Below are 24,291 nucleotides of genomic sequence, written 5' to 3'. Positions count from 1 at the left end.
TGTTTTATGTAGTCCATGGTTTATCGTAATTTTATTAATTTAAAACCATTTAATTTAAGAGTAGACTTTTTATAAGTAGTTTTTTTAAACAATTGTATTATTTTAAAATTAATTATTTTACACATGGTATTAGCTCCTTAAATCATCAAGTTTAGATTTGATTGAGTATTGGTCTAATTTTAATTTACTAAGTTTCAAAATTAATTTATCATAATTGTTTTTAACTTTTTCAAGTTGTTTTCTTGTTCTGTTTATTTTAAGTATTTGTATAAATTTTGATATATTCATTTTTAAGTCTCCTTTTAGATATTTTTATAATTTCAAATATTTTTTTTTGTGAAATTAATTTCTCTTTCAAGCTCTTTTTGTAATAATTCTAAAAATTCGTTGTTAGGCAATATAAACACCTTCCTTATCATCTTTATTTTCCTTCTTGATTTGAATTTATAAATTCTTCTCTTTCAGTCTCGGTACTTTTTAATAGTGCATCAATTACTTTTCCAATATTTTTTTCAATGTTTGATGTTTCCATTTTATAAAACTCCTTTACATAAATTGCTAAATAATTCAAATGAATTACCCTTAACACAATTCAATTCAAAAGTTTCTATAATTAAAGCTTGTATATCTATTAATTCTGGGTAAAAGGTTATAAAGCCATTAGTATATTCCGTTTCTGCCATATCTTTTAGATACTGCAATGTTTTAATCCTTTCACAATCTGAAATGTAATAACTATCAGTTTTGTATAAATAATAATATCTATGGTTTTGTAATTCGTCTGATAATTTATCAAATAGTTCTTCTTTTCTATTTTCAATATCTTTATTAGTGGATATTGCCATTTCAAATTTTTGATTTTCTTTGTTATATTTAAAAGCTAGTGCGAGTTGTTCGTCGCTACTTGAATTAAAAACAAAACATCTATCGAAACGGTTAAAATTATAGAAAAAATATTCATCAAAAGTTTGTTGATTAATAAGTTCAATTGTTTCAAATTGCAATAGTAAGTTTAACTTGGTGCTATGTTCAATTTCTGGTTTGTTAAACAATAGCTTTAAGATATTTTCTAAACTTATACTTTTGGCATATAAAAATTTATTGTTCATTATTATCTCCTTGCAATTAAATATAGTAAGCTTTTTATTGTGGTGTCCAAGCATTATATCCTGTGATTAAACATATAATGTATTCAGATAATTGAGTATCTCCTATACCATCAAGGTATCTAGCAATATACATTGCTTCAGCTCTAAAAGCACTATCATTTCTTTCACAATAATATTTTATTAAATTCAAAACACTTTGTTTTTTCATAATATAAGCTCCTTCTCATCATTTTGCCGATGTTGGCAATATGGTTTATAATTTTAAATTGTCTATAATATTAAATAAGTTATTACTTGAATAAACTTTTGTTATTTCAGTAATAAAATTAGTTGCAAACCATAAAGAACCATCTTTGTTTATGGTAAATTCGTTAAGTTGTTTGTTAAAATGTTCTTTTAACCTTGGCATCTGTTCTATTTGTTCAATAGTATAGAAACACCAGAAATCATATATATTTAAATATTTTCTTATTTCATCTTCTATGTAGTTAATCCAATCTTGTTTAGAATGCTTGTCTAATATTTCAATTGAAAAATTATAGTTTGGTGTTTTATAGAGAATGCCAATATAGTTATGATTACATGTATTAAAGAAGTCTTTTAATTCTTTGAAAGTATTCATGTTTTTTAGACCCTTTTTAAATTTTCTATGATCAAATCTATAGATTTAATCTTTTCATTTAATTGTTTAATTTCTTGATTAAGTCTAACAAGTTCACCTTTTGATTTTGTTTTATTTATTAATGATTTATAGTTGTTTAGTTTAGTTATTAAACTTTGTTTTTCGCTAGTTAAAAGATAAATTCTATCCATTGTTTAAGTCTAATAAATCAAATATTGAAATCTGTCCAGGACATTCTTCTAAAACAACTATATTATCATCGTTATTATGAAAGTTCATGATAAAACCTCCTACATATTGTCTATTAAATTATCAAAGAACGAATCAGTATATTCTCTTTGTTTGAAATTAAAAAACTTACCTTTAGGTTTATGAGATGATTCAAAAACCTTAGTAAAATATTTAAGTGGTGCATAGATATGTTGTTTATCACTACAGTATTTACAAGTTTGAATAAATTTTTCTTTTGATTTTTCGTACATTTCTATGTAATGTGGAATTTCCTTATTTTTAAATTTAATGTTGTATGTATTAAGAGTATTAGCTACGGTTTGTACATCTTCTTTGTTTAAATTCTTTAAGTTGTTATATGAAGTATTGTTTATGTAATTAGTATTTGCTACAGTATTCAACAATTTTTTTACTTTTGTATGAATATTGCGAATGGTAGTATTTAAATTTTTACTAAATTGTGATATAATATTACTAAGGATTTTGGCATTTTTGATGTTATTTTTAAAAACCAAAGTTTCACTTATAAGCCACTTAGGTATGGTTTTTAAAACCACTGTTAGTTGGCAAAAGTGTTTATTTTTACATTGGTTTGTTCTGGTTGTAAATTTTGGTAAAGTGTTGATTAATCCTAAAGACTTCAGAGTTTTTTTATAGTTATAAATACTTTGTACAGAAATGCCTAGTTGTTCAGCAACTTTTTCATCTTTGGCAATTATAAAATTATAATTTTTGTATTCGCCACTAAGCACTCTCCAATTATTAATTTGAGATGCTTTTAGTAAATTTTTTGCTAAGTATTCATAGTAGCGTTTACACCCATTTGTAAGAGTTGCTTTTTTAACGGACATAACTGTATTAAAAAAACTCATTTAGATAAACTCCTTTCTTTAAGATTAAGTGAAAATATATTGACGTTGAAAGGGTATTGAAATATTAATTTAATTTATTTTAATGCTTTTGATATTTGAGTTATTGCTATTTAGATAGTTGTAATTTTGATTGTGTTTAAATAGTGCTATAGATTGGTACTAATGCTAGGTAAACAAATTCAAAAAGTTTCCTACGCTCGTTGAATTTGTTTTAATTTTTAAATTGTGATTTGATTATAAAAGATTTTTCTTGTTGTGTCAATAATTAGTTTTGAAAGGAGTTTGTTTTTTGTGGATAAATTTAGAGTTAATTTAAAGAAAAAAATGGATAAATATGTAAAACTTAATGGGATTTCTTATGAATATTTTAATAGAGTTGATGGTGTTAAAGATGTACGGGGTATTAAACAAGTAGGAAGTACAAGATTTAAAACCCTCTTTGAAATATCTAAGTTTTTAAATATAGATATAAGGAATTTCTTAATGTTTGATGATTATACATATATTTTTGAAAATTCCTTTGATGCATTTGAGGAATTTTTTGTTTTCTTATCTAATAAAGTAAAGAAGCTTAGGTTAAGTAAAAAATTTAGTGTTAAAGATATTATTGATAATTTTAAAACAGAAATTAATATTACAACAATACATAAATTTGAGAGTTGCAAGCAATGTATATCGTTGGATAAATTTTATAAATATTTGGATGTTTTAGAAATTGATGTTGATACTTTCTTTTTACATGATGAAAAATATAAAATTACAGGAAATCAAATTAAAAATGAAATAAGTATAAGAGATTTTAATAATAGAATTTATGAACTTGAAAATATTACAGGTAATTTAGCAGATATGAGTGTTAATATTAATCCTAATGTTTTTCCCACGTTACATGGATTTTTAAAGATATGTAAGAGTTTAAAAGTAAGTCCTAGAGATTTTTTTGACTTTGAAAAAAAACAAATTTATAATTATACAGAATTAAATATTATAGATTATATTGAATGGATAAAGATTAATCTTAAGGGTAAAAATATGGATGTTGGAAGATATATTAGGTTGGATGCAGTTTTCTATTTTTGTAATGAGAATAATTTAGATATCAAAGATTTTTTCGATAATACACAGTTTTCAGGAAATTTAAACCAAATATCCACTAAAATGTTATAATAAGTATGTTTAGATGTAGATAAAATATTTTTATAGGGGAGCAGTATGAATTATTTACTTAAGTTTAAAAGCAAGAAAAATGAAATATTATGGACGTTTATCTGTACGTGTTTACTTGTGGGTCTTTCAGCGGTAATGTTTTTGTACAATAGATATATTATTTATGTTAAGAATTTGGATGTATCACATACAAATTTAACGAATCATTTGAACTATACTTATAAAGATAAGTTTTATGGAGATATGGATATAGATTACGATGTAAAAACAAATACATATACAGCTAAGGTTGATTTTTATATTCCAAATGAGGAGTATACTTTTAATTTATCTTCAAGAGGACATGTAATTGGAGATGGATATCTTCATAATAATAAAGATAATTTAATAAGTCATAGGTTTGCAAGACAATTAAAAGATAGTCTTGTAGATGATTTTAAAGATAGATTTCCTGAAATATTTAATGTTTATGCAGAAATGCAAGTTTTGAAAGGAAAATATAATTATAAAGATTTTTATAATAAGGATATAAATGAACCTCATGTAGTTCACATATACATGACATCTAAATATATAATGTCTGAGAAAAAGTTTTTGGAAAAAGTCGATGAAATTGGAAAATTTCTTGTAGAAAATGGATATAAAAATTTAAATAATGTTCACGTTAATTATGTTGTAAGAAAAGAGGCACCAGCTTTATATTATTCTGCAATTGATTTTGATAAATATGTAGATATAAAAAAATGAAGTAGATAAAATTTTATCTGCTTCATTTTTTTATAAAAGTGAGGAAAATAATCTTGATATATTTTCATAAAATATCTGATATTTAGGAATATTTTCAAAAAAATTTTTATCAGCAAGAATACTATTTTGAATGTTTTTATTAAAAATTGATAGGAAATTTTTACATATTTTTTCATCGTAAATTATTAAATTTAATTCATGATTAAGTTCAAAACTTCGTATATCCATGTTTGTACTTCCGACAGTTACTATTTGATCATCTATTATTATAAATTTTGAGTGTATAAAGGAGTTTTTATCGTAAAAATAAATTTTACATCCAATATTATGTAATTCATGTAAATATGTTCTTGAGGCATAATATACAAGTTTATGATCAGGTTTTCCAGGGAAATTTATTATAATTTCTATTCCAGATAAAATACAGGTTTTTAGTACATTTAAAAATCCAGTGAAAGGTATAAAGTAAGGAGTAGATATTTTTATACTTTTTTTAGCTAAACTTATAAGTTTTATAATAGGAAGTATCATACTATCTTTTGATAGATTTGGACCACTTTTTATTATTTGAGTTAATGTTATACACTCTTCATTTATTTCCGGAAAATAATTAGTTAATTCCTCACCTAAAAATATATTTTCGTTAGCTAATTTTTTAAGATTTAAATAATCATTTATAAATACGTTTTGTATAGCAAGAGAACATTCTCCTTTTATCATTAAATGAGTATCTCTCCAATATCCAAGAAATGACCTACCTAAATATTCATCTCCTATATTAATTCCTCCAGTAAAACTTGTAGTACCATCTATTACAACAATTTTCCTATGATTTCTATAGTTTATTTGTGTATTTATCAATTTGAAAAATGGAGTAGACATGTAAGAATAAAATAATATTTCTATTCCATTTTCTTTAAGTTCATTTATATAATTTTTAGAAAGTTTATGGCATCCTATTTTGTCCATTATGAATCTAACTTTAATACCTTCTTTTGATTTTTTAATTAATATATTTTTAATTTCGTTTCCTATATGGTCATTTCTAACTATGAAATATTCTAAATGAATGTGATGAGTTGCCTTTTCTAATTCTTTTTTTAACATTTCAAATTTTTGAATTCCATTTGAAAAAATTTGAATTTTGGAATTAGTCATTATAGGGCAAAAATTTAATTTAGAAACAAGATTTGTAAGTTGAATAATTTCTTTATTGTTGTTAAATGAGAAGGTTTTTTGAATGTCTTTATTTAATTTGTTTATTAAATCTATGTTATAAAAATTTTTACGTTTAACATGAATTCTTCTTATATCTTTTCCTAAAAAGATATAACATATAGAACCTAATGGTCCAAGTATAGTAAGTATTAAAATCCACATTAAAGTTTTTTCAGGTTCACGTCGTTCGTTTAACAAGGTAAAAAATATTATTAAGTTTATTATTATAGAGAAAATTAAAATTAAATTTAAATAGTACATATATTCTCCTAGAATTTAAATAACTAAATTTCTATAAGTGTATTTTGATTAGAATTTACTTATATTATTAAAATATTTATGAAAAAATATGTTTTAAATTAATAAATTAAAAATTTAATTATTATTGATTTTTGTTCTTTAGTGGTGTAGATTATTTATAACGAGATAAATTTATAGGATTAGATAAATTGTAGTAAGTATATTTGTATAGCGTTTGAAACATACTTTATAGTATATCTCATATTGAAAATTTAAAGAGAGTGCTTTATTTTTAGGGGGGTAGATTTATGAAATTAAATGACAATGATAAAAGTGCTGTTATTGCAGCTGCATCTGCTATAGGTATAGCATCTGTTGCAACTATTGCGGGAATTATTTCTAGAAGATTGAAGAAAAATTTAGTTAAAGATTTAAATGATTCAGAATTTGGAAATTTTAATGGATATGGTAAATGTTGTTCACACAGCCACTGTTCAAATGATTCCTATGATGAAGTTTTAAAACATAGAAAAAATAGATTTTATAAAAAAATGAGAATGAATTAATTTAAAAAGATTTGCTAGTTTTAGCAAATCTTTTATTTTTTTGCTTTAGTAATAAAAATTTAAATGCGAGACAAAATAAAGTATATATTCGTTGTAAGGAAGGTACTTAAATTTGGTAAGGTTTAGAAGAGTATTAAGAAAAGCAAATGATAGTGTAATTTTTCTAATTATAGGAGTTGTAATTTTTAGTTTCGGTTTTTTGGTATTTAAACAATTTGAAAAAGAGAATTTAACAATGAAAACAAATCTTAAAGAGGTTTTAGAAGTACCAAACATTTACTGTGAATTTGATGAATGGAAAAATAGAGTAGATATTTTTCAAATAAATAGAGAAAGTGCTAGAAGTTTTTTTGTACCTTATTCTAGTCTTAAAAATTTATTTGCTGATGTAAAGCAAAATGTTTTAAATAGTGTGAAAATTAAAGACTCAAATAATGTTAAAACTTTAAATGGAGATTGGAAGTTTTCTTTAGATTATAAGCCTTCAGAAAGAAATCAAGATTTTTTTAAACAAGATTATGATGTTTCTAATTGGAAAAATATAAAAGTTCCAAGTAATTGGCAAATGGAAGGATATGATTTTCCTATATATGTAAATTTTAGATATCCTTGGACTGGATATGAAAATCTTGAATTTTATAAAGCTCCTGAAATATTTAATCCTGTTGGAAGTTATAAAAAAATATTTGATTTAGATGAATCTTGGATTGGAGATAAAATATATATATCTTTTCAAGGGGTTGAATCGTGTTTTTATTTATGGGTAAATGGAAAATTTGTGGGATATAGTGAAGATAGTTTTTCACCTAGTGAATTTGATATAACTGATTTTGTTATGAGTGGAAAAAATTCAGTTTCTGTTCAAGTGTTTAGATGGAGTGATGGAAGTTTTATTGAAGATCAAGATTTTATAAGATTAAGTGGAATATTTAGAGATGTTTTTTTGTATAGAACTCCACAAATACATATAAGAGACTTTGAAGTTATAACTGATTTAGATGAATATTATTTAAATTCTAAGTTAATTGTAAATTTTAATTTGTTAAACCATTTAAATCAAAATAAAGAATTTTTTATATCAATTCTTCTTTTTGATAATGATTGGAATTTAATTTCTAAAGAAGAAGGACTTGGAAATTTTGATAATTACTATACATACAAAGATAAAATTATGCAATGTAATTTTAATAGTGTTATGGATATTGAAAATCCTAAAAAATGGTCCTCAGAAGATCCAAATTTATATAATTTAGTTGTTGTTCTTAAAAATGATTTATATGGAGAAACTCAAGCAATACATACTAGAATTGGATTTAGAAAATTTGAGTTAAAAGGAAACCAAATGCATTTAAATGGTAAGCCTATTTTATTTAAGGGAGTAAATAGACATGAAACTCATCCTTTAAAAGGTAGAGCAATTTCTATATCAGACATGGAATTTGATATTAAAGAAATAAAAAAGAATAATATTAATGCAGTTAGAACATCTCATTATCCTAATCATAATTATTTTGTTAGTTTGTGTAATGAGTATGGTGTGTATTTAATTGATGAAGCAAATATTGAAGCTCATGGTGTTGAAGGAGAAATTCCAGGAAATAACGAAATTTGGAAAGCTCCATGTTTAGATAGAGTAATGAGTCTTATTGAGAGAGATAAAAATAACCCATGTGTTTTAATATGGTCCCTTGGAAATGAAAGTGGTGGAGGAAGTGTATTTAAGTATATATATGATTACGTTAAAGAAAGAGATAAAACTAGACTTGTACACTATGAAGGAGAGAGAGATGAATATTATGCAAGCGATATTGTAAGCAAAATGTATGTAAAAATTGAAGATATTGAAAAACAAAGTAGATATATGAAAAATAAACCTTATATTTTATGTGAGTATGCTCATTCAATGGGAAATAGTGGAGGAAGTTTAAATAAATACATAGAAAAGTTTGAAAGTATAGATAATGTTCAAGGAGGATTTATATGGGATTTTATAGATCAAGGTATATATAAAGATTCTCCTAAAGTTGGAATTTTAAATAATTCTTTAATGTTATTTGATGGAAAATTTGAAGGATATGTAAAAGAAGGATATAGAGGAAAAGGATATAGTGGAGTAATTTTTTATGATGAGCTTAAATACGTAAAGCTAAATGAATTTACAATAGATTTAAAAGTTAAACCAAGTGTATATGAGGGAGAAGGATGTATTTATTTTAAAAAAGGGTATGAATTTGGAATTCAAGAGGTAACAAATTATAGAAATTCAAATAATAGAGTTGTTGAATTTTTTATTAGAGATAATTCTCAAATGGTAGAATCTATTGTGTTTATTGTACCTGAAAATTGGGTGGATAATTGGCAAAGAATAACGGCATCTTATGATGGTAGATTAATTAAATTGTTTTTAAATGGAAATTTAGTTGGAGAGAAAGAATTTGTTTATGGAGTTGGGTATTTTGGAGATAGTGTACAAATTGGAGGAAATAATAGTGAAATTCATTGTGAAGGAATGAATGGGGTTTTAGATGAAATAAAGTTTTTTTCGAAAAAAATAGATTTTGATCAAATAGATAAATTAAAGGTTTATGATAAAAATTTTGGTAAATTACTTTGGATTGATTTTGATAGAAAAGAAGAAATTTTAGAATTTAATAAGTATAAAGATGAAAAATATTTAGCTTTTGGGGGAGATTTTAATGATTCTCCTAATGATTCAGCTTTTTGTGCAAATGGAATTTTACTTAGTACTAGAAAGTTAAAACCTCAGGTACATGAAATAAAACATGTTTATCAAAATATAGACATTTATGATAAAGATATTTTAAATGGTGAAATAATCATAAAAAACAAAAATTTATTTGTAAATTTAAATAATTATATTTTAAAATGGGATTATTTAGTTGATGGAGAAGTTATAGAAGGAGATTCAGCTGTTATTAATTTAGATCCCATGAGCAGTGAAGTTTTTAAAATAACTGATTTTCACAAAATTTTATCTTTAAATGGTAAAGAGTTTTTTATAAACTTAAAATTTGTTTTAAAAGAGGGAAATTTTTGGGCGAATAAAGGTTTTGAAATAGCTTCAGAACAATTTAAGATACCACTAGAAGCTTTTATTGTAGAGGCAAATTCTTTAAATAGAGAATATCAAAATTTTAATGTTAAAGAAGATGTTTCAAATATATTTTTAATATCAGATGAATTTGAAATGGAATTTGATAAAAATAAAGGAAGTTTGAAAAAATACGTTTATAGAGGAGAAAAACTTTTAAGTTCTCCAATTTTAGTAGATTTTTGGAATCCTTTAAATGATAATGAAAGACTTTTTAAGATTTATAATGATATTAAGTTTTGGAAAGATATTTTTAAAGACAATAGTTATAATAGATATGAATTATATAAAAGTGAACAGGATATAATTTTGAAATTTTATAAAACATTATATAATCTTAATAATTCAGAGCTTATAACTACTTATAAAGTAAATCAGTATGGAGATGTAAATGTTAATTTGTTTGTTGATTTGTTAAGTCATGGAATTCCACATGCAAGATCAGTTGGTTTTAAAGTTTTTATACCTAAAGATTATTGTGAAATGGAATTTTATGGTAGAGGACCTTTTGAAAATTATAATGACAGAAAAGAAGGTAGTAAAATTGGAGTATACAAATCTGATGTAGATAGACAATTTACAGATTATGTAAGACCTCAAAGAACTGGAAATTTAACAGATGTTAGATGGGCGCGTTTTTATAAGAAAAATGGAAATAATGGAATACTATTTACAAATGTAAGCAATGAATTTTTACAGGTCAATGTATCTAAGTACAATGATGGTGAATTTGAAAAAAACCATAAATATCAGATGAAAGAATTTTCTTCAACAATAGTTAATTTAAGATCAAAAGATTATGGGAGTACATTTGAAACATTTGACGATAAGGTAATTGATTATATAGAAGGGGATTGTAAATATGCATTTTCATTTACAATAAGTGCAATAAACAATCATGATTCTCCAATGAATATTTGGAAAAGAATTTTTTGAAAGGACTTTGATATTATCAGAGTTCTTTTTTAATATCTTTTCTTTTGTTTATCATAAAAATTTTAAAGTTGATTAACCATGCTCAATGGTTTAACTTTATTTTTAAATTTAAACTTATCTAAAGTATAAATATTTTTAAAAGTATTTGTATCTAGTATTACATTAACAAAATCAAACTTCATTTTATTTTCCAATACATATTTTGAAACTAAATTATCTTCTTCTACTAAAGAGTATATTTTATCCATGTTTGTTTTTGAAAAAATAAAATCTAGTACGTTAAAAATAACCTCACTAGCAAAACCATTATTTTGATATTCTTTTGAAATTAAATATCCAAGTTCATTTATTAAATTTTCATTTATGTACCTTGGAATAACTGATATTAAGCCTATAGGTTTAAGATTTTTTTTCAAAGTTATGGAAAAATACCCTAAGGAATTAAAGGATTTAATTTTATTATTAAGAGCTAAAAATTTTTTAATGTGATACATAGAAGCATTTTTAGGTATAGGCACATTTAAATAAATATCATTTATGTATTTAAGTATGTTTTTCAAACTCATTTCATCAATTGGTTTTACAATTAATCTTGAAGTTTCTATAACCATTAAATATCCTCCACAAATTATTTATGAAGAATGATTCATTTTGTAATATTCTACAATTACTAATGATTTAATAATATTATAAATTTTATTAAAAGGCAAATTAAAATTTGATTATAAAAAAAGTTAAATTACGTATGAAATAAGTTTTAAAAAATTTATTAAAATAACTCTCAATTTAAATAAAAATATGTGTTATAATTTACTCGTATTTAAATTTAAAATTACTTTATCATTATTTAGGAGGTTTTATTAAAGTATGAGAAAACTAAAAATTTCAGCGATGTTTTTTTCTTGTGCTATTATGTTTTTGTCTTTAGCAGGTTGTAGTTCAAATTCTAGTAGCAGTGGTTCATCTTCAGAAAATGGTGGACAAGCACAAGTGCTTAGAGTTGCAATGGTTACAGATGAAGGAGGAATAGGAGATAAATCTTTTAATGACTCTGCTTATGCTGGACTTTCAAAGGCAGAAAAGGATTTAGGAATTAGTCTACAAGTTTTAGAACCTCAAAAGGATTCAGAATTTGAGTCTTATATGGATAGAGTATCTAAAACCAGTGATTTAGTTTTTGGTGTTGGATATAAATTAAAAAATGCAGTGGATATAGTATCAAGTCAAAATCCAAATGTAAAATATGTTTTAATTGATGAAGAAGTTCAAAGAGATAATGTACATAATCTTAGATTTAAGGAAGAAGAAGGATCTTTTTTAGCAGGTGTTTTAGCTGGACTTTCAACTAAAACAGGTAAAGTTGGATTTATAGGTGGTACTGATAGTTTTATTGTTAAAAAATTTGAATCTGGATTTATTGCAGGAGTTAAAAGTGTTAATCCAGAAGCTGGAAAATTACTTGAAGATGGTATAACTTCAAGATATGCTGGAAGTTTTTCAGATACTGCACGTGGATATGAAATAGCTAAATCTCTTTATAGTGATGGAGTTGACATAATATATCATGCAGCTGGTGGTGTTGGAATTGGAATGTTTAGAGCTGCTCAAGAAACTGGAAATTACGCAATTGGTGTTGACCAAGACCAAGCTATATCTCTTCCAGAATATTCAGATGTAATACTTACTTCTGTTGTTAAGAATTTAGAAGGAGGAGTATACGATGTTGTTAAGGAAATGGTGGATGGTAAATTTACACCAGGAACAACAGAGTTAGGTCTAAAGGAAGATGGTGTTTATTTAGCTGATAATAATGGAAAAGTTTCACAAGAAGTTTTAGATAAAGTAAATGAGTTTAAGGAAAAAATAATAAGTGGAGAGATAGTAGTACCTAAAACTATTGAGGAACTCAAGAATTTTAACAGTTAAATAATAATTATTGTTTAAATTTTGGAGACTATTTTGTTTAGGGTTATTTATTTCTTCCATAAACAAAGTGGTCTCTTATTTTGTGTTTGGAGGAGATTTTATGAAAGTAGTTGAAATGAAAAATATAACTAAAAGATTTCCTGGTATGATTGCAAATAAAAATATTAATTTTGACTTGGAGAAAAAAGAGATTCATGTTCTTCTAGGTGAAAATGGAGCTGGTAAAACTACTCTTATGAATATTTTATATGGTATTTATACACAAGATGAGGGAGATATTTTTATAAATGGAAGTAAAATAAAAATTAAAAATCCTAAGGATGCTATTTCAAATGGAATTGGAATGGTTCATCAACATTTTATGCTTGTGCATAATTTTACAGTAATGGAAAATATAGTACTTGGATGTGAACCGGTTAAGTCGGGAATAATATTTGATAAAAAATCAGCTTTTAAAAAGGTAAAAGAAATTATAGATAAATATGAGTTTAATATAGATCCAGAAGTAAAAATTGAGGATATTTCTGTAGGTCAGCAGCAAAAGGTGGAAATACTCAAAATTTTATATAGGGGTGCTGATATAATAATTTTAGATGAACCAACAGCAGTACTTATACCAAGCGAGATAAAAGAATTAGAAATTATTATGAAAAATCTTACAAAAGAAGGCAAATCCATAATTCTAATAACCCACAAATTAAAAGAAGTAATGAGTATGAGCAATAGGGTTACCATAATTAGACGTGGAGAATTAATTGATAATCTAAATACAAAAGACACATCTATTGATGAATTGGCAAATCTTATGGTTGGAAGACCAGTAAATCTCAATGTTTATAAACAAGGAGAAAATAAACTCTCTAAAATTTTAGAAGTTAAGGATTTAAAAGCTAAAGATAGTAGAGGGGTTAATGTTCTTAAAGGTGTTAGTTTTAATGTTCAATCTGGAGAAATTTTTGGAATAGCAGGTGTTGCTGGAAATGGGCAAAGTGAGCTTGTTGAAGTTATAACTGGCATTAGGAAGTGTTATTCTGGAAAAATAATTTTTGATGGAGAAAATATTGAAAATTTAACTCCAAGAGAGATTATTGATAAAAAGATATCTAGTATACCAGAAGATAGACATAAAACCGGTCTTATATTACAACATTCTCTGTATGAAAATTCTATTTTGGGTATGCAAAATGATAAAAAATTTAAAAAAGGTATGTTTTTAGATTATAAGTCTATAAGAAAGCATGCTTTAGATATTATAGAAGAATTTGATGTTAGAACTGTAAGTGAAAATGTTGAGGCTTCAAAATTATCTGGGGGAAATCAACAAAAATTAATCGTTGGACGAGAAATTTATAAAAATCCTAAACTTATAATAGCTGTACAGCCTACAAGAGGACTTGATATTGGTGCTATTGAGTATATACATAAAAGATTAATAAAAGAAAGAGATAGTGGTAAAGCTGTATTACTAGTTTCTTTAGAATTAGATGAGGTTTTAGGTTTATCAGATAGAATTGGTGTTATGTATGATGGCAATATAGTTAAAGTTTTAGATAGATGTGAATTTGATGAAAATAAAGTTGGAGTATTAATGGCAGGAGGAAGTATAGATGGTTAGTATAGGTAAGAGTGTTAAAATAAGAAATGTTTTAAATTCTGTTTTATTTTCTTTATTATCCATATTTATTTCGATTTTAATTGCAGTTATATTTGTAATGTGGTCTAAGGGAAATGGATTTATAGAATCATTTAAATTATTGATTACTTCTTTTTGGGAGGGTAGTTTTGGTAATATTTTTAGTTTATCAGAAACTTTAGTATATGCAACTATTTACATGTTTACAGGATTGGCACACTTAGTAGCTTTTAAAACTAATTTATTTAATATAGGAGTCGAGGGACAGTTTACAGTTGGAATGTTAGCAGCTGTAATAGTTGGAACAATTCCTAACATACCATTTTTAATACATATAGTGTTGATTTTTTTATCAGGAATATTATCTGGTGCACTTTGGGCATTTATTCCAGCGGTTTTGAAGGTAAAGCTTAATTCTAATGAGGTTGTAAATACAATAATGATGAATTTTATATCGCTACATATGTTAAATTTATTTGTAGGTACTTTTTTAAAAGAACCTGGATATGATTCCTCTTATTCTATTTTACAAAGTGTAATGTTACCTAAAATATTTTCAGAACCTTCATCTAGAGCTAATTATGGATTATTTTTAGGAATATTAGTTGTTGGTTTTATTTATTTATTTATGAATAGAACTAGAGGAGGATATGAACTTAGGAGTGTTGGGTATAATAAGTATGCATCAGAATATGGTGGGATTAATATAAGAAAATCTATAGTTCTTTCTATGGTTATATCGGGTATTATTGCAGGATTAGGAGGAGCTGTATTTGTTTCAGGTGTTCAGCACAGGATTCCTAAATTAAATAATTTTTTAAACTATGGTTTTGATGGTATAGCGGTTGCTTTAGTTGCTAGAAATAATCCTATTTTTATAATTATTACCTCTATTTTGTTTGGAGCGCTTAATGCATCTTCTTTAGAACTTCAATTTAATGGAATTCCTAAGGATATAGTTTTTTTAGTTCAAGCAGTTATAATCATATTTATATCAGGTGAATATTTATTTAAATACGTTCTAGATAAATTTAGAAAAGGAGGTAGTAAATAGTGGAAAATACATTTTTATCAGAAATAGCGTTTATTTTAGCTACTACATCAAGATTTGCTACTCCGCTTATATATGCATCTATAGGAGGTGTTTTTTCAGAAAAATCCGGTGTTATAAATATAGGACTGGAAGGTATGATGATAATGGGAGCGTTTTTTGGAGTTTGGGGAACATATATATCTAATAGTTCTTTGGTTGGACTTATATTTGCTATTATATTTGCAGGATTAACAGCAGTTATACATGCTATATTAAGTGTATTTCTTAGAGCTAATCAAGTAATATCAGGTATTGGTATAAATTTATTTTCTACTTCTTTGACTAGCTATTTAATACAAAAATTTTTTGGAAGTCAAGGTCAAACTAGTATAGTTAAGGTAGCTCCTTATCCTAAAGAATTATTTAGTAAAATTCCTATAGTTGGTACATTTTTATCAGAGATTAACTGGTTTGTGTTGGGAGCTTTATTGTTAGTTGTAGTTTCATGGTTTGTTTTATATAAAACAAGTATAGGATATAGAATAAGGGCTGTAGGTGAACATCCTAAAGCAGCTGATACACTTGGGATTAATGTTTATATAACTAGATTTTTGTGTGTGTTGTTATCGGGAGTTTTAGCAGGTATTGGAGGAGCTTCTTTATCTATTGCAAATGTTAATCTTTTTAGAGTTGGAATGGTTAGTGGAAGAGGATATATAGCTCTTGCAGCTATGATTTTTGGAAATTGGAAACCTCATACTACATTTTTAGCGTGTTTGATTTTTTCATTATCTCAAACATTTGAAATTGTGTCTCAAAAATTTGGATTCAATATACCAACAGAAATTTATTTTATGATGCCTTATATACTTACTATGTTAGCACTTGCTTTTTTTGTTAGAAAAAGTAATTCTCCTTTGTTTCTTGGAGAGTATTATGATAAAGGTAAAAGATAATAGTATTTTAGGAAAGGTTAATTATGAAAAAAATATATGTGGTTATTTTTGTTATTTTACTTTTTAGTATGAAATCTTGTATAAGTACAGAACATGAAGTTATATTTTTACGTAATGAAAAATTAAGTACAATAAGAGAAAGTTCGCTTATAAACAGCATTCAAGATTCAAAATTTAAATTTAAGAGTGTTGTTTTAAATAGTGAAGAAGAATTTGGTGAATATGTAAAAGAGAATTTAGAATCGAAAAAAATTAGAAGTAAAACCTTTATTATTTCAGAGGAATTTTCAAATCTTGTCAATATTAACGATGAATCTATTTATTCAAATCTAGTATACATAAATGGTGTTGAAGAAGGTAGAATTAATTTAAAAATTGATCAAAGACATTTAAGTTATATATTTGGTGTTATTAGTGGTATGTTAACTAGAACAAATAACGTAGCTATTATATATGAAAGTGAATTAAAGGATTCTTTTGAAAATGTTTTATCTTTTGTTGCTGGTGTTAAAAATGTAAATTTAAGAGCTTATGATTTGCTTTTAAATGGTGAAAATGTTTTAAATTTAAATTCATCATCGGAAGAAGATAAGATTTTAAATTTGGAAAGTTTTATAAAGAATAATAAAAGTGATGTAATATTTTATTTAGATAATCAGCTTATAGATAATGCTGTTAATATTTCTGAGGAAGTGTCAAAAACTTTATTTACATTGAATGAGTTTCAAGAAGAGTTATTTGTAAGTGTTTCTTATTTATATGAAGATATACTTAGTGGAATTATAAGTAGTAATGTAGAATTTAGAACGTATAATGTTAATATTTTAGATAATACGATAGACATTAACATAGATAATTTACCTGAAGAGATAAATCAAGTTGTTAGAAATACTTTGGATAGGATGAAAAATGGAAATGTTACATTTCCTTCCACTTGGGAAGAATTGAAAATTATATCAAATTAATTTAATATGATGATTTAAAAAAGTCTTTAAACTTAAAGTTTAAAGACTTTTTTATTATAAAATTAAAATAAGTTTAATTATAAAGTGCAAAATAAGTGTTTAAAAATTTTGTTTTATGTTTTATAATGTACCTGTTAGTTTAAAATATAACAAACTTTTAGAATTCAGGTTTATTTTTATTAAAATTTTAGTTGAGATTTATTTAAAGTAAGTTTGTTTTACACAAATTTGTAATAATTATATTGTTTTTAAATTTTTACGATTGTTATAGAATTATTTCGTAATGTTTGTATTAGTTTAAAATATTTTAATTGTTTTAATGTAAATAAATAGTGTTAATAAATATTAAATAGTTAAGAATATTTTTAACAAATTCGTTAAAAATATTATTATATTTTAGTGATAATATTTTGGGAGGATTTTTAATGGTTAAAATAGGGATTAATGGTTTTGGAAGAATAGGTAGAAATGTGTTTAAGGCTATATTAGAGAATTATGGTAATGAGTTACAAATAGTAGCGATAAATGATTTGACTGATGCAAAAACACTTGCACATTTATTAAAATACGATTCTCTTTTTGGAAAATTTGACGGAAGTGTTGAAGTAAAAGGTGATTCAATAGTTGTTAACGGAAATGAAATTAAAATATTTGCTGAAAGAGATGCGGCAAGTATTCCTTGGTCAAGTGTTGGGTGTGAAATTGTAATAGAATCAACAGGATTCTATACAGATGGTAATAAAGCAAAAGCACATATTTCTGGAACTGTAAAGAAAGTGTTAATTTCTGCACCAGCAACAAATGAAGATATAACAATTGTTATGGGAGTTAACCATGATAAATATGACGCATCAAAGCACAATATTATATCTAATGCGTCTTGTACAACTAACTGTTTGGCACCGTTTGCTAAGGTTTTACATGAAAAATTTGGTATTGTAAAAGGCCTTATGACCACAGTTCATTCATATACAAATGATCAAAAGATTTTGGATGCTCCACATAAAGATTTAAGAAGAGCTAGAGCGGCTGCAGAATCTATGATACCTACTACTACTGGAGCTGCTAAGGCTGTTGCATTAGTGTTACCAGAGCTTAAAGGAAAACTTAATGGATTTGCTTTAAGAGTTCCAACTCCTACAGTTTCTTGTACTGATTTAGTTGCTGAAGTTTCTAGAAGTGTAACTGTTGAAGAGGTTAACGCAGCGCTTAAAGAGGCAGCAGAGAATAATTTAAAAGGTATTCTTGGATATGAAGAAGAACCATTAGTTTCAATGGACTATAGACAAGATAAGAGAAGTTCTATAGTGGATGCTTTATGCACGATGGTTATTGAAGGAAATATGGTTAAAGTTGTTTCTTGGTATGATAATGAATGGGGATATTCAAATAGATTAGCTGATTTAACAAGTATGGTTGGTAAAAGTTTATAAAAATTATCTTTAAAAAGGCTGATTTTGAAATATTAAGATCAGCCTTTAGTTGATATTAGTTTTTAGGGGTGTGTTTTATGACTTTTAATAAAAAAAGTATAGAGGATGTTTCTTTAAAAGGAAAAAGAGTACTTATACGTTGTGATTTTAATGTGCCTATAGTAGATGGTAAAATAACTGATGAAAATAGATTGGTTGGAGCTCTTGATACTATTAAATATGCTGTTAAAAATGGTGGTAAGGTTATACTTTGTTCCCATTTAGGGAAAGCTAAAGGCCCTGATGAAACAAAAAGTTTAAGAATAGTTGGTGAGAGATTATCTCAGCTTTTAGGTATGAATGTTAAATTTGTTCCAAGTGATTTAGTTGTAGATGATAATGTAAGAAAAGAAATAAGCATGATGAATGATGGAGAAGTAATTCTTATTGAAAATACAAGATTTAGACCAGAAGAAGGAAAGTGTGGAGAGGAGTTTTCTAAAGATTTAGCTTCAATATGTGATGTTTATGTAAATGATGCTTTTGGAACTGCTCATAGAGCTCACTGTTCAACTGTTGGTGTTACTAAATTTGTAGATGAAAGTGTATGTGGATACTTAATTCAAAAAGAGTTGAAATTTTTAGGAGATACTATTTCAAAACCAAGTAGACCTTTTGTTGCTGTTTTAGGAGGGGCAAAGGTTTCAGATAAAATAAATGTTATTAACAATCTTTTAGATAAGGTTGATACTTTAATAATTGGTGGTGGGATGGCTTATACTTTTTTAAAAGCTCAAAGTTATTCCATAGGAACAAGTTTAGTTGAAGAAGATAAATTAGATTATTCAAGAGAAATGGTTGAAAAAGCAAAACAAAAAGGTGTAAACTTGCTTTTACCAGTTGATCATGTTATAGGTGATAAATTTGATAATAATGCTGTAAGAAAAGAAACTATTGATCAAAATATAGAAGATGGATTTATGGGATTGGATATTGGAAGTAAAACTTGTAAATTATTTTCTGATGTTTTGAAAAAAGCTAAAACTATTATATGGAATGGTCCTATGGGAGTTTTTGAATTTTCTAATTTTAATAAGGGAACAATTGAAGTTGCTAAAGCTATGGCAGAAGCTGACGCTACAACAATAATAGGTGGTGGAGATTCTGCTGCGGCTGTTAATATTTTAGGTTTTGGTGATAAAATGACTCATATATCTACAGGTGGTGGAGCTTCTCTTGAGTTTTTAGAAGGTAAAGTTTTACCAGGGATAGATGCGCTTAATAATAAATAAAAATAGGAGTTTTATTTATGAGAAAAAACATTATAGCTGGAAATTGGAAAATGCATTTTTCAAGTGAGGAAACTAAAAAGTTTTTAAATGAACTAGTTCCTAAAGTAAGTGATGCTAAGTGCGAAGTTGTGGTGTGTCCACCTTTTACTTCTCTTCAAGTGGCTAGTGATATTTTGAAAAATTCAAATATAAAATTAGGAGCTCAAAACATTCATTTTGAAGAAAAGGGAGCTTTTACTGGGGAAATTTCAGCTGATATGCTTAAAAGTTTCAATGTAAGTTATGTTATAGTTGGTCATAGTGAAAGAAGAAGTTATTTTAATGAAACAGATGAAGATATTAATAAAAAAATATTTACGTGTTTGAAGAATGACTTTGTTCCAATATTTTGTGTTGGAGAAACTCTTGAAGAGAGAGAAGCTGGAAAAATGAAAAGTGTTTTGGAATCTCAAATTAAAAATGCTTTTTTAGGAGTTTCAAAGGAAGATGTTAAAAAAATAGTTGTAGCTTATGAGCCTGTTTGGGCTATTGGAACTGGAAAAACTGCAACAAGTGAAGATGCTAATAATGTAATTGGTTTTATTAGAAATGTTGTTGAAAATATTTATGATAAAGAAGTATCTGAAAATATAGTTATTTTATATGGAGGTTCGGTAAAACCTAATACTATAAAAGAACAAATGTCTATGGAGAATATAGATGGGGCACTTGTTGGAGGAGCAAGTATTGTTGTTAGTGATTTTGAATCAATTGTTAAATTTTAGGAGGAAAAACTTATGGCAAAAAATGCCTGTGTTTTGTTAATATTAGATGGTTATGGGATGTCTCCTCAAAAAGAAGGAAATTCTATTGAAAAAGCTAATACTCCCAATATGGATAGAATTTTAAATGTATATCCTAATACTACTTTACATGCGAGTGGTTTGAAAGTTGGACTTCCTGAAGGGCAAATGGGAAATTCAGAAGTTGGACATTTAAATATTGGTACTGGAAGAATTGTTTATCAAGAATTAACAAGGATAACAAAAGCAATTGAAGAAGGAGAGTTTTTTAATAATGATTCTTTAAATTTTGCTGTTGAGAATTGTAAAAAAAATAATTCTGATTTGCATGTAATGGGTTTATTATCTGATGGTGGTGTACATGCGCACATTGATCATTTAAAAGCGTTATTAAAATTTGCTAAAGAAAAAGGGGTTAAACAAACTTATATTCATGGATTTATGGATGGAAGAGATGTTTCACCAACTTCTGGAGTAAATTATGTAAAAGATTTACTTAAATATATGGAAGATATTTCTTATGGAGTTATTTCAACATTATCTGGAAGATATTACTCTATGGATAGAGATAAGAGATGGGATAGAGTTGAAAAGGCATATAATATCATTGTTAGAGGTGAAGGTGAAAAGGCTTTAGGCAGTGATCCAGTAGAATTTATAAAAAAATCTTATGATAATGGCATAACTGATGAGTTTATTGTTCCAACTGTATTTATAGATAATGGAAATTTAAAAACTGGTGATTCATGTATATTTTTTAATTTTAGACCTGATAGAGCTAGGGAATTGACTCATGCAATAGTAAATAAAAAATTTGATGGTTTTAATGTTTGTGACATTGATGTAGTTTTTGTATGTATGACTTTGTATGATAAATCTTTAGAAGGTTGTTTGGTGGCATTTAAACCGGAGAGTTATCCTAATACTTTTGGGGAATATTTAAGTAAAAATGGGAAAACTCAGCTTAGAATAGCTGAAACTGAAAAGTATGCTCATGTAACATTTTTCTTTAATGGAGGAGTTGAATTGTCTTACGAGGGAGAGGATAGAATTTTAATTCCTTCACCTAATGTTAAAACCTATGATTTAAAACCGGAAATGAGTTTACCTGAGCTTACAGATACTCTTGTTAAACAAATTGAATCTAGAAAATATGATTTTATTGTTTGTAACATAGCTAATCCTGACATGGTTGGTCATACTGGAAATTTTGATGCTGCTGTTAAGGCTATTGAGGCTGTTGACCTTGCTATTGGGAAAATTGAAAGCAAAGTGATAGAATTTGGAGATAATATGTTTATAACAGCGGACCATGGTAATGCTGAAGTTATGGTTGATGAAAAAGGAGGACCAATGACTGCGCATACATGTAATAAGGTTCCATTTATTTATATATCTAAAAACTGTGAGAGTATAAAATTAAAAGATAATGGTAAACTTGCAGATATAGCACCTACTATTTTAAATGTTATGGGATTAGATGTTCCACAGGAAATTAGTGGAGATAATTTACTTTATAGGGTTTAATAAAAAATTTTTATATATAAAAATGGAGGGTTTATTTAATGAAAAATTTTGTAAAAATAGTTAATGTTCATGCTAGACAAATTCTTGACTCAAGAGCGTTTCCAACTGTTGAGGTTGAGGTTACACTTGAAGACGGTACTGTTGGAAGAGCAGCTGTTCCTTCAGGAGCTTCTACAGGTGAATATGAAGCAGTTGAACTTAGAGATGGAGATAAATCATACTACAACGGTAAGAGTGTTTTAAATGCAGTTACTAATGTAAATGTAACTATTGCTCAAGCTTTGGAAGGTTTAAATATATTTGATCAAGTTAAAATAGATACAACTATGATTGAACTTGATGGTAGTGATAATAAAGGTAATTTAGGGGCTAATGCAACTCTTGGTGTTTCTTTAGCTTGTGCACAAGCAGCAGCTAATTATTTAGGATTATCTTTATACCAATATATTGGAGGATGTAACGCAAAAGTTTTACCTGTTCCTATGATGAACATAATAAATGGTGGAAAGCATGCTGATAATAATGTAGATTTACAAGAATTTATGATAATGCCAGTTGGAGCAGATTCTTTTTCTGAAGGTTTAAGAATGTGTTCTGAAATTTATCATTCTTTGAAAAAATTATTACATGATAAAGGATTATCAACAGCTGTAGGAGATGAAGGTGGATTTGCTCCAGATTTAAAATCTAATGAAGAAGCTATTCAAATTATTTTAGAAGCAACTACAAATGCTGGATATAAGCCAGGAGAAGAAATATTTATAGCGCTTGATCCTGCTTCATCTGAGTTTTATGAAGATGGAAAATATAATTTATCAGGAGAAGGTAGAGTTTTAACTCCAGCTGAAATGGCAGATTTTTATGTTGATTTAGCTAATAAATATCCAATTATATCTATTGAAGATGGTATGGCTGAAAATGATTGGGAAGGATGGAGTATATTAACTGAGAAGTTAGGAGATAGAGTTCAACTTGTTGGTGATGATTTGTTTGTTACAAATGTTAGCAGATTGTCTATGGGAATTGAAAGAAGAGTTGGTAACTCAATACTTATAAAAGTTAACCAAATTGGTACTTTAACTGAAACTTTAAATTCTATTGAAATGGCTCAAAGAGCAGGATATACTGCTGTAGTTTCTCACAGATCAGGTGAAACTGAAGATACAACTATTGCGGATTTAGTTGTTGCAGTAAATGCTGGTCAAATTAAAACTGGTGCTCCAGCAAGAAGTGAGCGTGTTGCAAAATATAATCAGCTTTTAAGAATTGAGCAAGAATTAGGATCAATGGCTGAATATAGAGGAGTAGGAGCCTTTTATAATTTAAGAAAGTAAGTTTAAATTTTTATTTTGTGGGGTATGCAAATGCCCCACCTTTTTATTTATGGTATAATTGAAAAATATATATTAGATATAAAAATTATTTGGATAGGAGTAATATAAATGGGGTTATTTAGTTTTAAAAATAAAAAATCAGTTGTTGTTTGTCCTGTAAATGGAGAAGTTTTACCTATAACTTCAAGTGAAGATAAGGTTTTTGCAGAAAAAATGATGGGAGATGGATTTGTAGTAAAGCCTAAGAGTGGAGAATTTTTTTCTCCTGTAAACGGTAAAGTTTCAATGGTATTTGAAACTAAACATGCTATAGCTTTTACAACAAATGACGGATTTGATGTTTTAGTTCATATTGGAATGGATACTGTTAAACTAAATGGAGAGGGATATGAAGTATTAGTTAGTGCTGGTGATAAGGTTAAGATTGGTCAAAAAATTGCAAATGTTGATTTAGATGTTATAAGGAAAAAAGGATATTTAACAGATACGCCTGTTGTAATAACAAATCTAGATGGAAAAGAAATTTCTCTTTTAAAAACTGGAGAATGTAATGTTTCAGATGAAATTATAAATTTATAATATTTAGGATATGTTTTAATGCATATCCTTTT

The 24,291-nt window shown here is 26.4% G+C and carries 23 protein-coding genes; 15 read left to right on the top strand and 8 right to left on the bottom strand.

From position 1 onward, the window contains the following. Positions 1-129: 129 nt before the first annotated feature. From A6P36_RS08135 to A6P36_RS06040, 6 genes are all read right to left on the bottom strand, one after another. Positions 130-288 (bottom strand): hypothetical protein, encoded by a 159-nt coding sequence (locus tag A6P36_RS08135; RefSeq protein WP_156507994.1) that lies wholly within the window; start codon positions 286-288, stop codon positions 130-132. 245 nt (positions 289-533) lie between these two features. Beyond that, entirely contained in the window at positions 534-1,109 is a 576-nt protein-coding gene (locus A6P36_RS06055; RefSeq protein WP_066761991.1) for a hypothetical protein, read from the bottom strand. 34 nt (positions 1,110-1,143) lie between these two features. Next, entirely contained in the window at positions 1,144-1,317 is a 174-nt protein-coding gene (locus A6P36_RS08130; RefSeq protein WP_156507993.1) for a hypothetical protein, read from the bottom strand. A 45-nt stretch (positions 1,318-1,362) separates the two neighbouring features. After that, positions 1,363-1,731: a hypothetical protein gene (locus A6P36_RS06050; RefSeq protein WP_066761990.1), complete on the bottom strand. Its 369-nt coding sequence runs from the start codon at positions 1,729-1,731 to the stop codon at positions 1,363-1,365. Between the two features lie 5 nt (positions 1,732-1,736). Further along, positions 1,737-1,922 carry a hypothetical protein gene (locus A6P36_RS06045; RefSeq protein WP_066761985.1) on the bottom strand — a complete coding sequence of 62 codons (186 nt, stop codon included), beginning with the start codon at positions 1,920-1,922 and terminating at the stop codon, positions 1,737-1,739. A gap of 99 nt (positions 1,923-2,021) precedes the next feature. After that, entirely contained in the window at positions 2,022-2,834 is an 813-nt protein-coding gene (locus tag A6P36_RS06040) for a hypothetical protein (RefSeq protein WP_066761983.1), read from the bottom strand. Between the two features lie 291 nt (positions 2,835-3,125). On the opposite strand from A6P36_RS06040, the gene A6P36_RS06035 reads away from it, so the two are divergent. Together A6P36_RS06035 and A6P36_RS06030 are read left to right on the top strand one after the other, a co-directional pair. Continuing rightward, a complete protein-coding gene (locus A6P36_RS06035) occupies positions 3,126-4,001 on the top strand; it encodes a helix-turn-helix domain-containing protein (protein WP_066761981.1) in 876 nt (291 codons plus the stop codon). Between the two features lie 45 nt (positions 4,002-4,046). Then, complete coding sequence (locus A6P36_RS06030; RefSeq protein WP_066761979.1) at positions 4,047-4,748, top strand: hypothetical protein; 702 nt, start codon at positions 4,047-4,049, stop codon at positions 4,746-4,748. A 30-nt stretch (positions 4,749-4,778) separates the two neighbouring features. Here the strand turns inward: A6P36_RS06030 and cls are convergent, their stop codons facing one another. After that, a complete protein-coding gene (cls, locus tag A6P36_RS06025; protein WP_066761977.1) occupies positions 4,779-6,227 on the bottom strand; it encodes a cardiolipin synthase in 1,449 nt (482 codons plus the stop codon). 287 nt (positions 6,228-6,514) lie between these two features. Between cls and A6P36_RS06020 the strand changes: the two genes are divergently transcribed. Then, positions 6,515-6,772 (top strand): hypothetical protein, encoded by a 258-nt coding sequence (locus A6P36_RS06020; RefSeq protein ID WP_066761975.1) that lies wholly within the window; start codon positions 6,515-6,517, stop codon positions 6,770-6,772. 112 nt (positions 6,773-6,884) lie between these two features. Beyond that, complete coding sequence (locus A6P36_RS06015) at positions 6,885-10,820, top strand: glycoside hydrolase family 2 TIM barrel-domain containing protein (protein ID WP_066761973.1); 3,936 nt, start codon at positions 6,885-6,887, stop codon at positions 10,818-10,820. A 62-nt stretch (positions 10,821-10,882) separates the two neighbouring features. Here A6P36_RS06015 and A6P36_RS06010 read toward each other — a convergent pair whose 3' ends face one another. After that, positions 10,883-11,431: a GNAT family N-acetyltransferase gene (locus A6P36_RS06010; protein ID WP_066761972.1), complete on the bottom strand. Its 549-nt coding sequence runs from the start codon at positions 11,429-11,431 to the stop codon at positions 10,883-10,885. Positions 11,432-11,687: 256 nt separating this feature from the next. Between A6P36_RS06010 and A6P36_RS06005 the strand changes: the two genes are divergently transcribed. From A6P36_RS06005 to A6P36_RS05955, 11 genes are all read left to right on the top strand, one after another. Then, positions 11,688-12,746: a BMP family lipoprotein gene (locus A6P36_RS06005; protein ID WP_066761968.1), complete on the top strand. Its 1,059-nt coding sequence runs from the start codon at positions 11,688-11,690 to the stop codon at positions 12,744-12,746. A gap of 100 nt (positions 12,747-12,846) precedes the next feature. Further along, a complete protein-coding gene (locus A6P36_RS06000; RefSeq protein ID WP_066761966.1) occupies positions 12,847-14,361 on the top strand; it encodes an ABC transporter ATP-binding protein in 1,515 nt (504 codons plus the stop codon). After that, entirely contained in the window at positions 14,354-15,433 is a 1,080-nt protein-coding gene (locus A6P36_RS05995) for an ABC transporter permease (RefSeq protein ID WP_066761964.1), read from the top strand. Before A6P36_RS06000 ends, A6P36_RS05995 begins: the two co-directional genes overlap by 8 nt. Further along, positions 15,433-16,368, top strand: coding sequence for an ABC transporter permease (locus tag A6P36_RS05990; RefSeq protein WP_066761962.1), 936 nt, complete (start codon positions 15,433-15,435; stop codon positions 16,366-16,368). Before A6P36_RS05995 ends, A6P36_RS05990 begins: the two co-directional genes overlap by 1 nt. 23 nt (positions 16,369-16,391) lie before the next feature. Next, the gene (locus A6P36_RS05985) at positions 16,392-17,333 is read left to right on the top strand and encodes a hypothetical protein (RefSeq protein ID WP_066761960.1); all 942 of its coding nucleotides are present in this window, start codon (positions 16,392-16,394) and stop codon (positions 17,331-17,333) included. A 425-nt stretch (positions 17,334-17,758) separates the two neighbouring features. After that, on the top strand, positions 17,759-18,766 hold the full coding sequence (gap, locus tag A6P36_RS05980; RefSeq protein WP_066761959.1) for a type I glyceraldehyde-3-phosphate dehydrogenase: 1,008 nt from the start codon (positions 17,759-17,761) through the stop codon (positions 18,764-18,766). Positions 18,767-18,843: 77 nt separating this feature from the next. After that, a complete protein-coding gene (locus A6P36_RS05975; protein ID WP_066761958.1) occupies positions 18,844-20,037 on the top strand; it encodes a phosphoglycerate kinase in 1,194 nt (397 codons plus the stop codon). Between the two features lie 17 nt (positions 20,038-20,054). Beyond that, positions 20,055-20,801, top strand: a complete 747-nt coding sequence (tpiA, locus tag A6P36_RS05970) for a triose-phosphate isomerase (protein ID WP_066761957.1) — start codon at positions 20,055-20,057, stop codon at positions 20,799-20,801. A 12-nt stretch (positions 20,802-20,813) separates the two neighbouring features. Then, positions 20,814-22,346, top strand: coding sequence for a 2,3-bisphosphoglycerate-independent phosphoglycerate mutase (gene gpmI / locus A6P36_RS05965; RefSeq protein WP_066761955.1), 1,533 nt, complete (start codon positions 20,814-20,816; stop codon positions 22,344-22,346). 38 nt (positions 22,347-22,384) lie between these two features. Further along, a complete protein-coding gene (gene eno, locus A6P36_RS05960; protein ID WP_066761953.1) occupies positions 22,385-23,680 on the top strand; it encodes a phosphopyruvate hydratase in 1,296 nt (431 codons plus the stop codon). Positions 23,681-23,788: 108 nt separating this feature from the next. After that, positions 23,789-24,259 carry a PTS sugar transporter subunit IIA gene (locus A6P36_RS05955; RefSeq protein WP_066761951.1) on the top strand — a complete coding sequence of 157 codons (471 nt, stop codon included), beginning with the start codon at positions 23,789-23,791 and terminating at the stop codon, positions 24,257-24,259. Positions 24,260-24,291: the final 32 nt, after the last annotated feature.

It is taken from the genome of Candidatus Arthromitus sp. SFB-turkey (assembly GCF_001655775.1).
GTDB lineage: Bacteria > Bacillota > Clostridia > Clostridiales > Clostridiaceae > Dwaynesavagella > Dwaynesavagella gallinarum.
The sequence above is the reverse complement of the archived record's forward strand: the minus strand, read 5'-3'. Positions and strand labels throughout refer to the sequence as shown.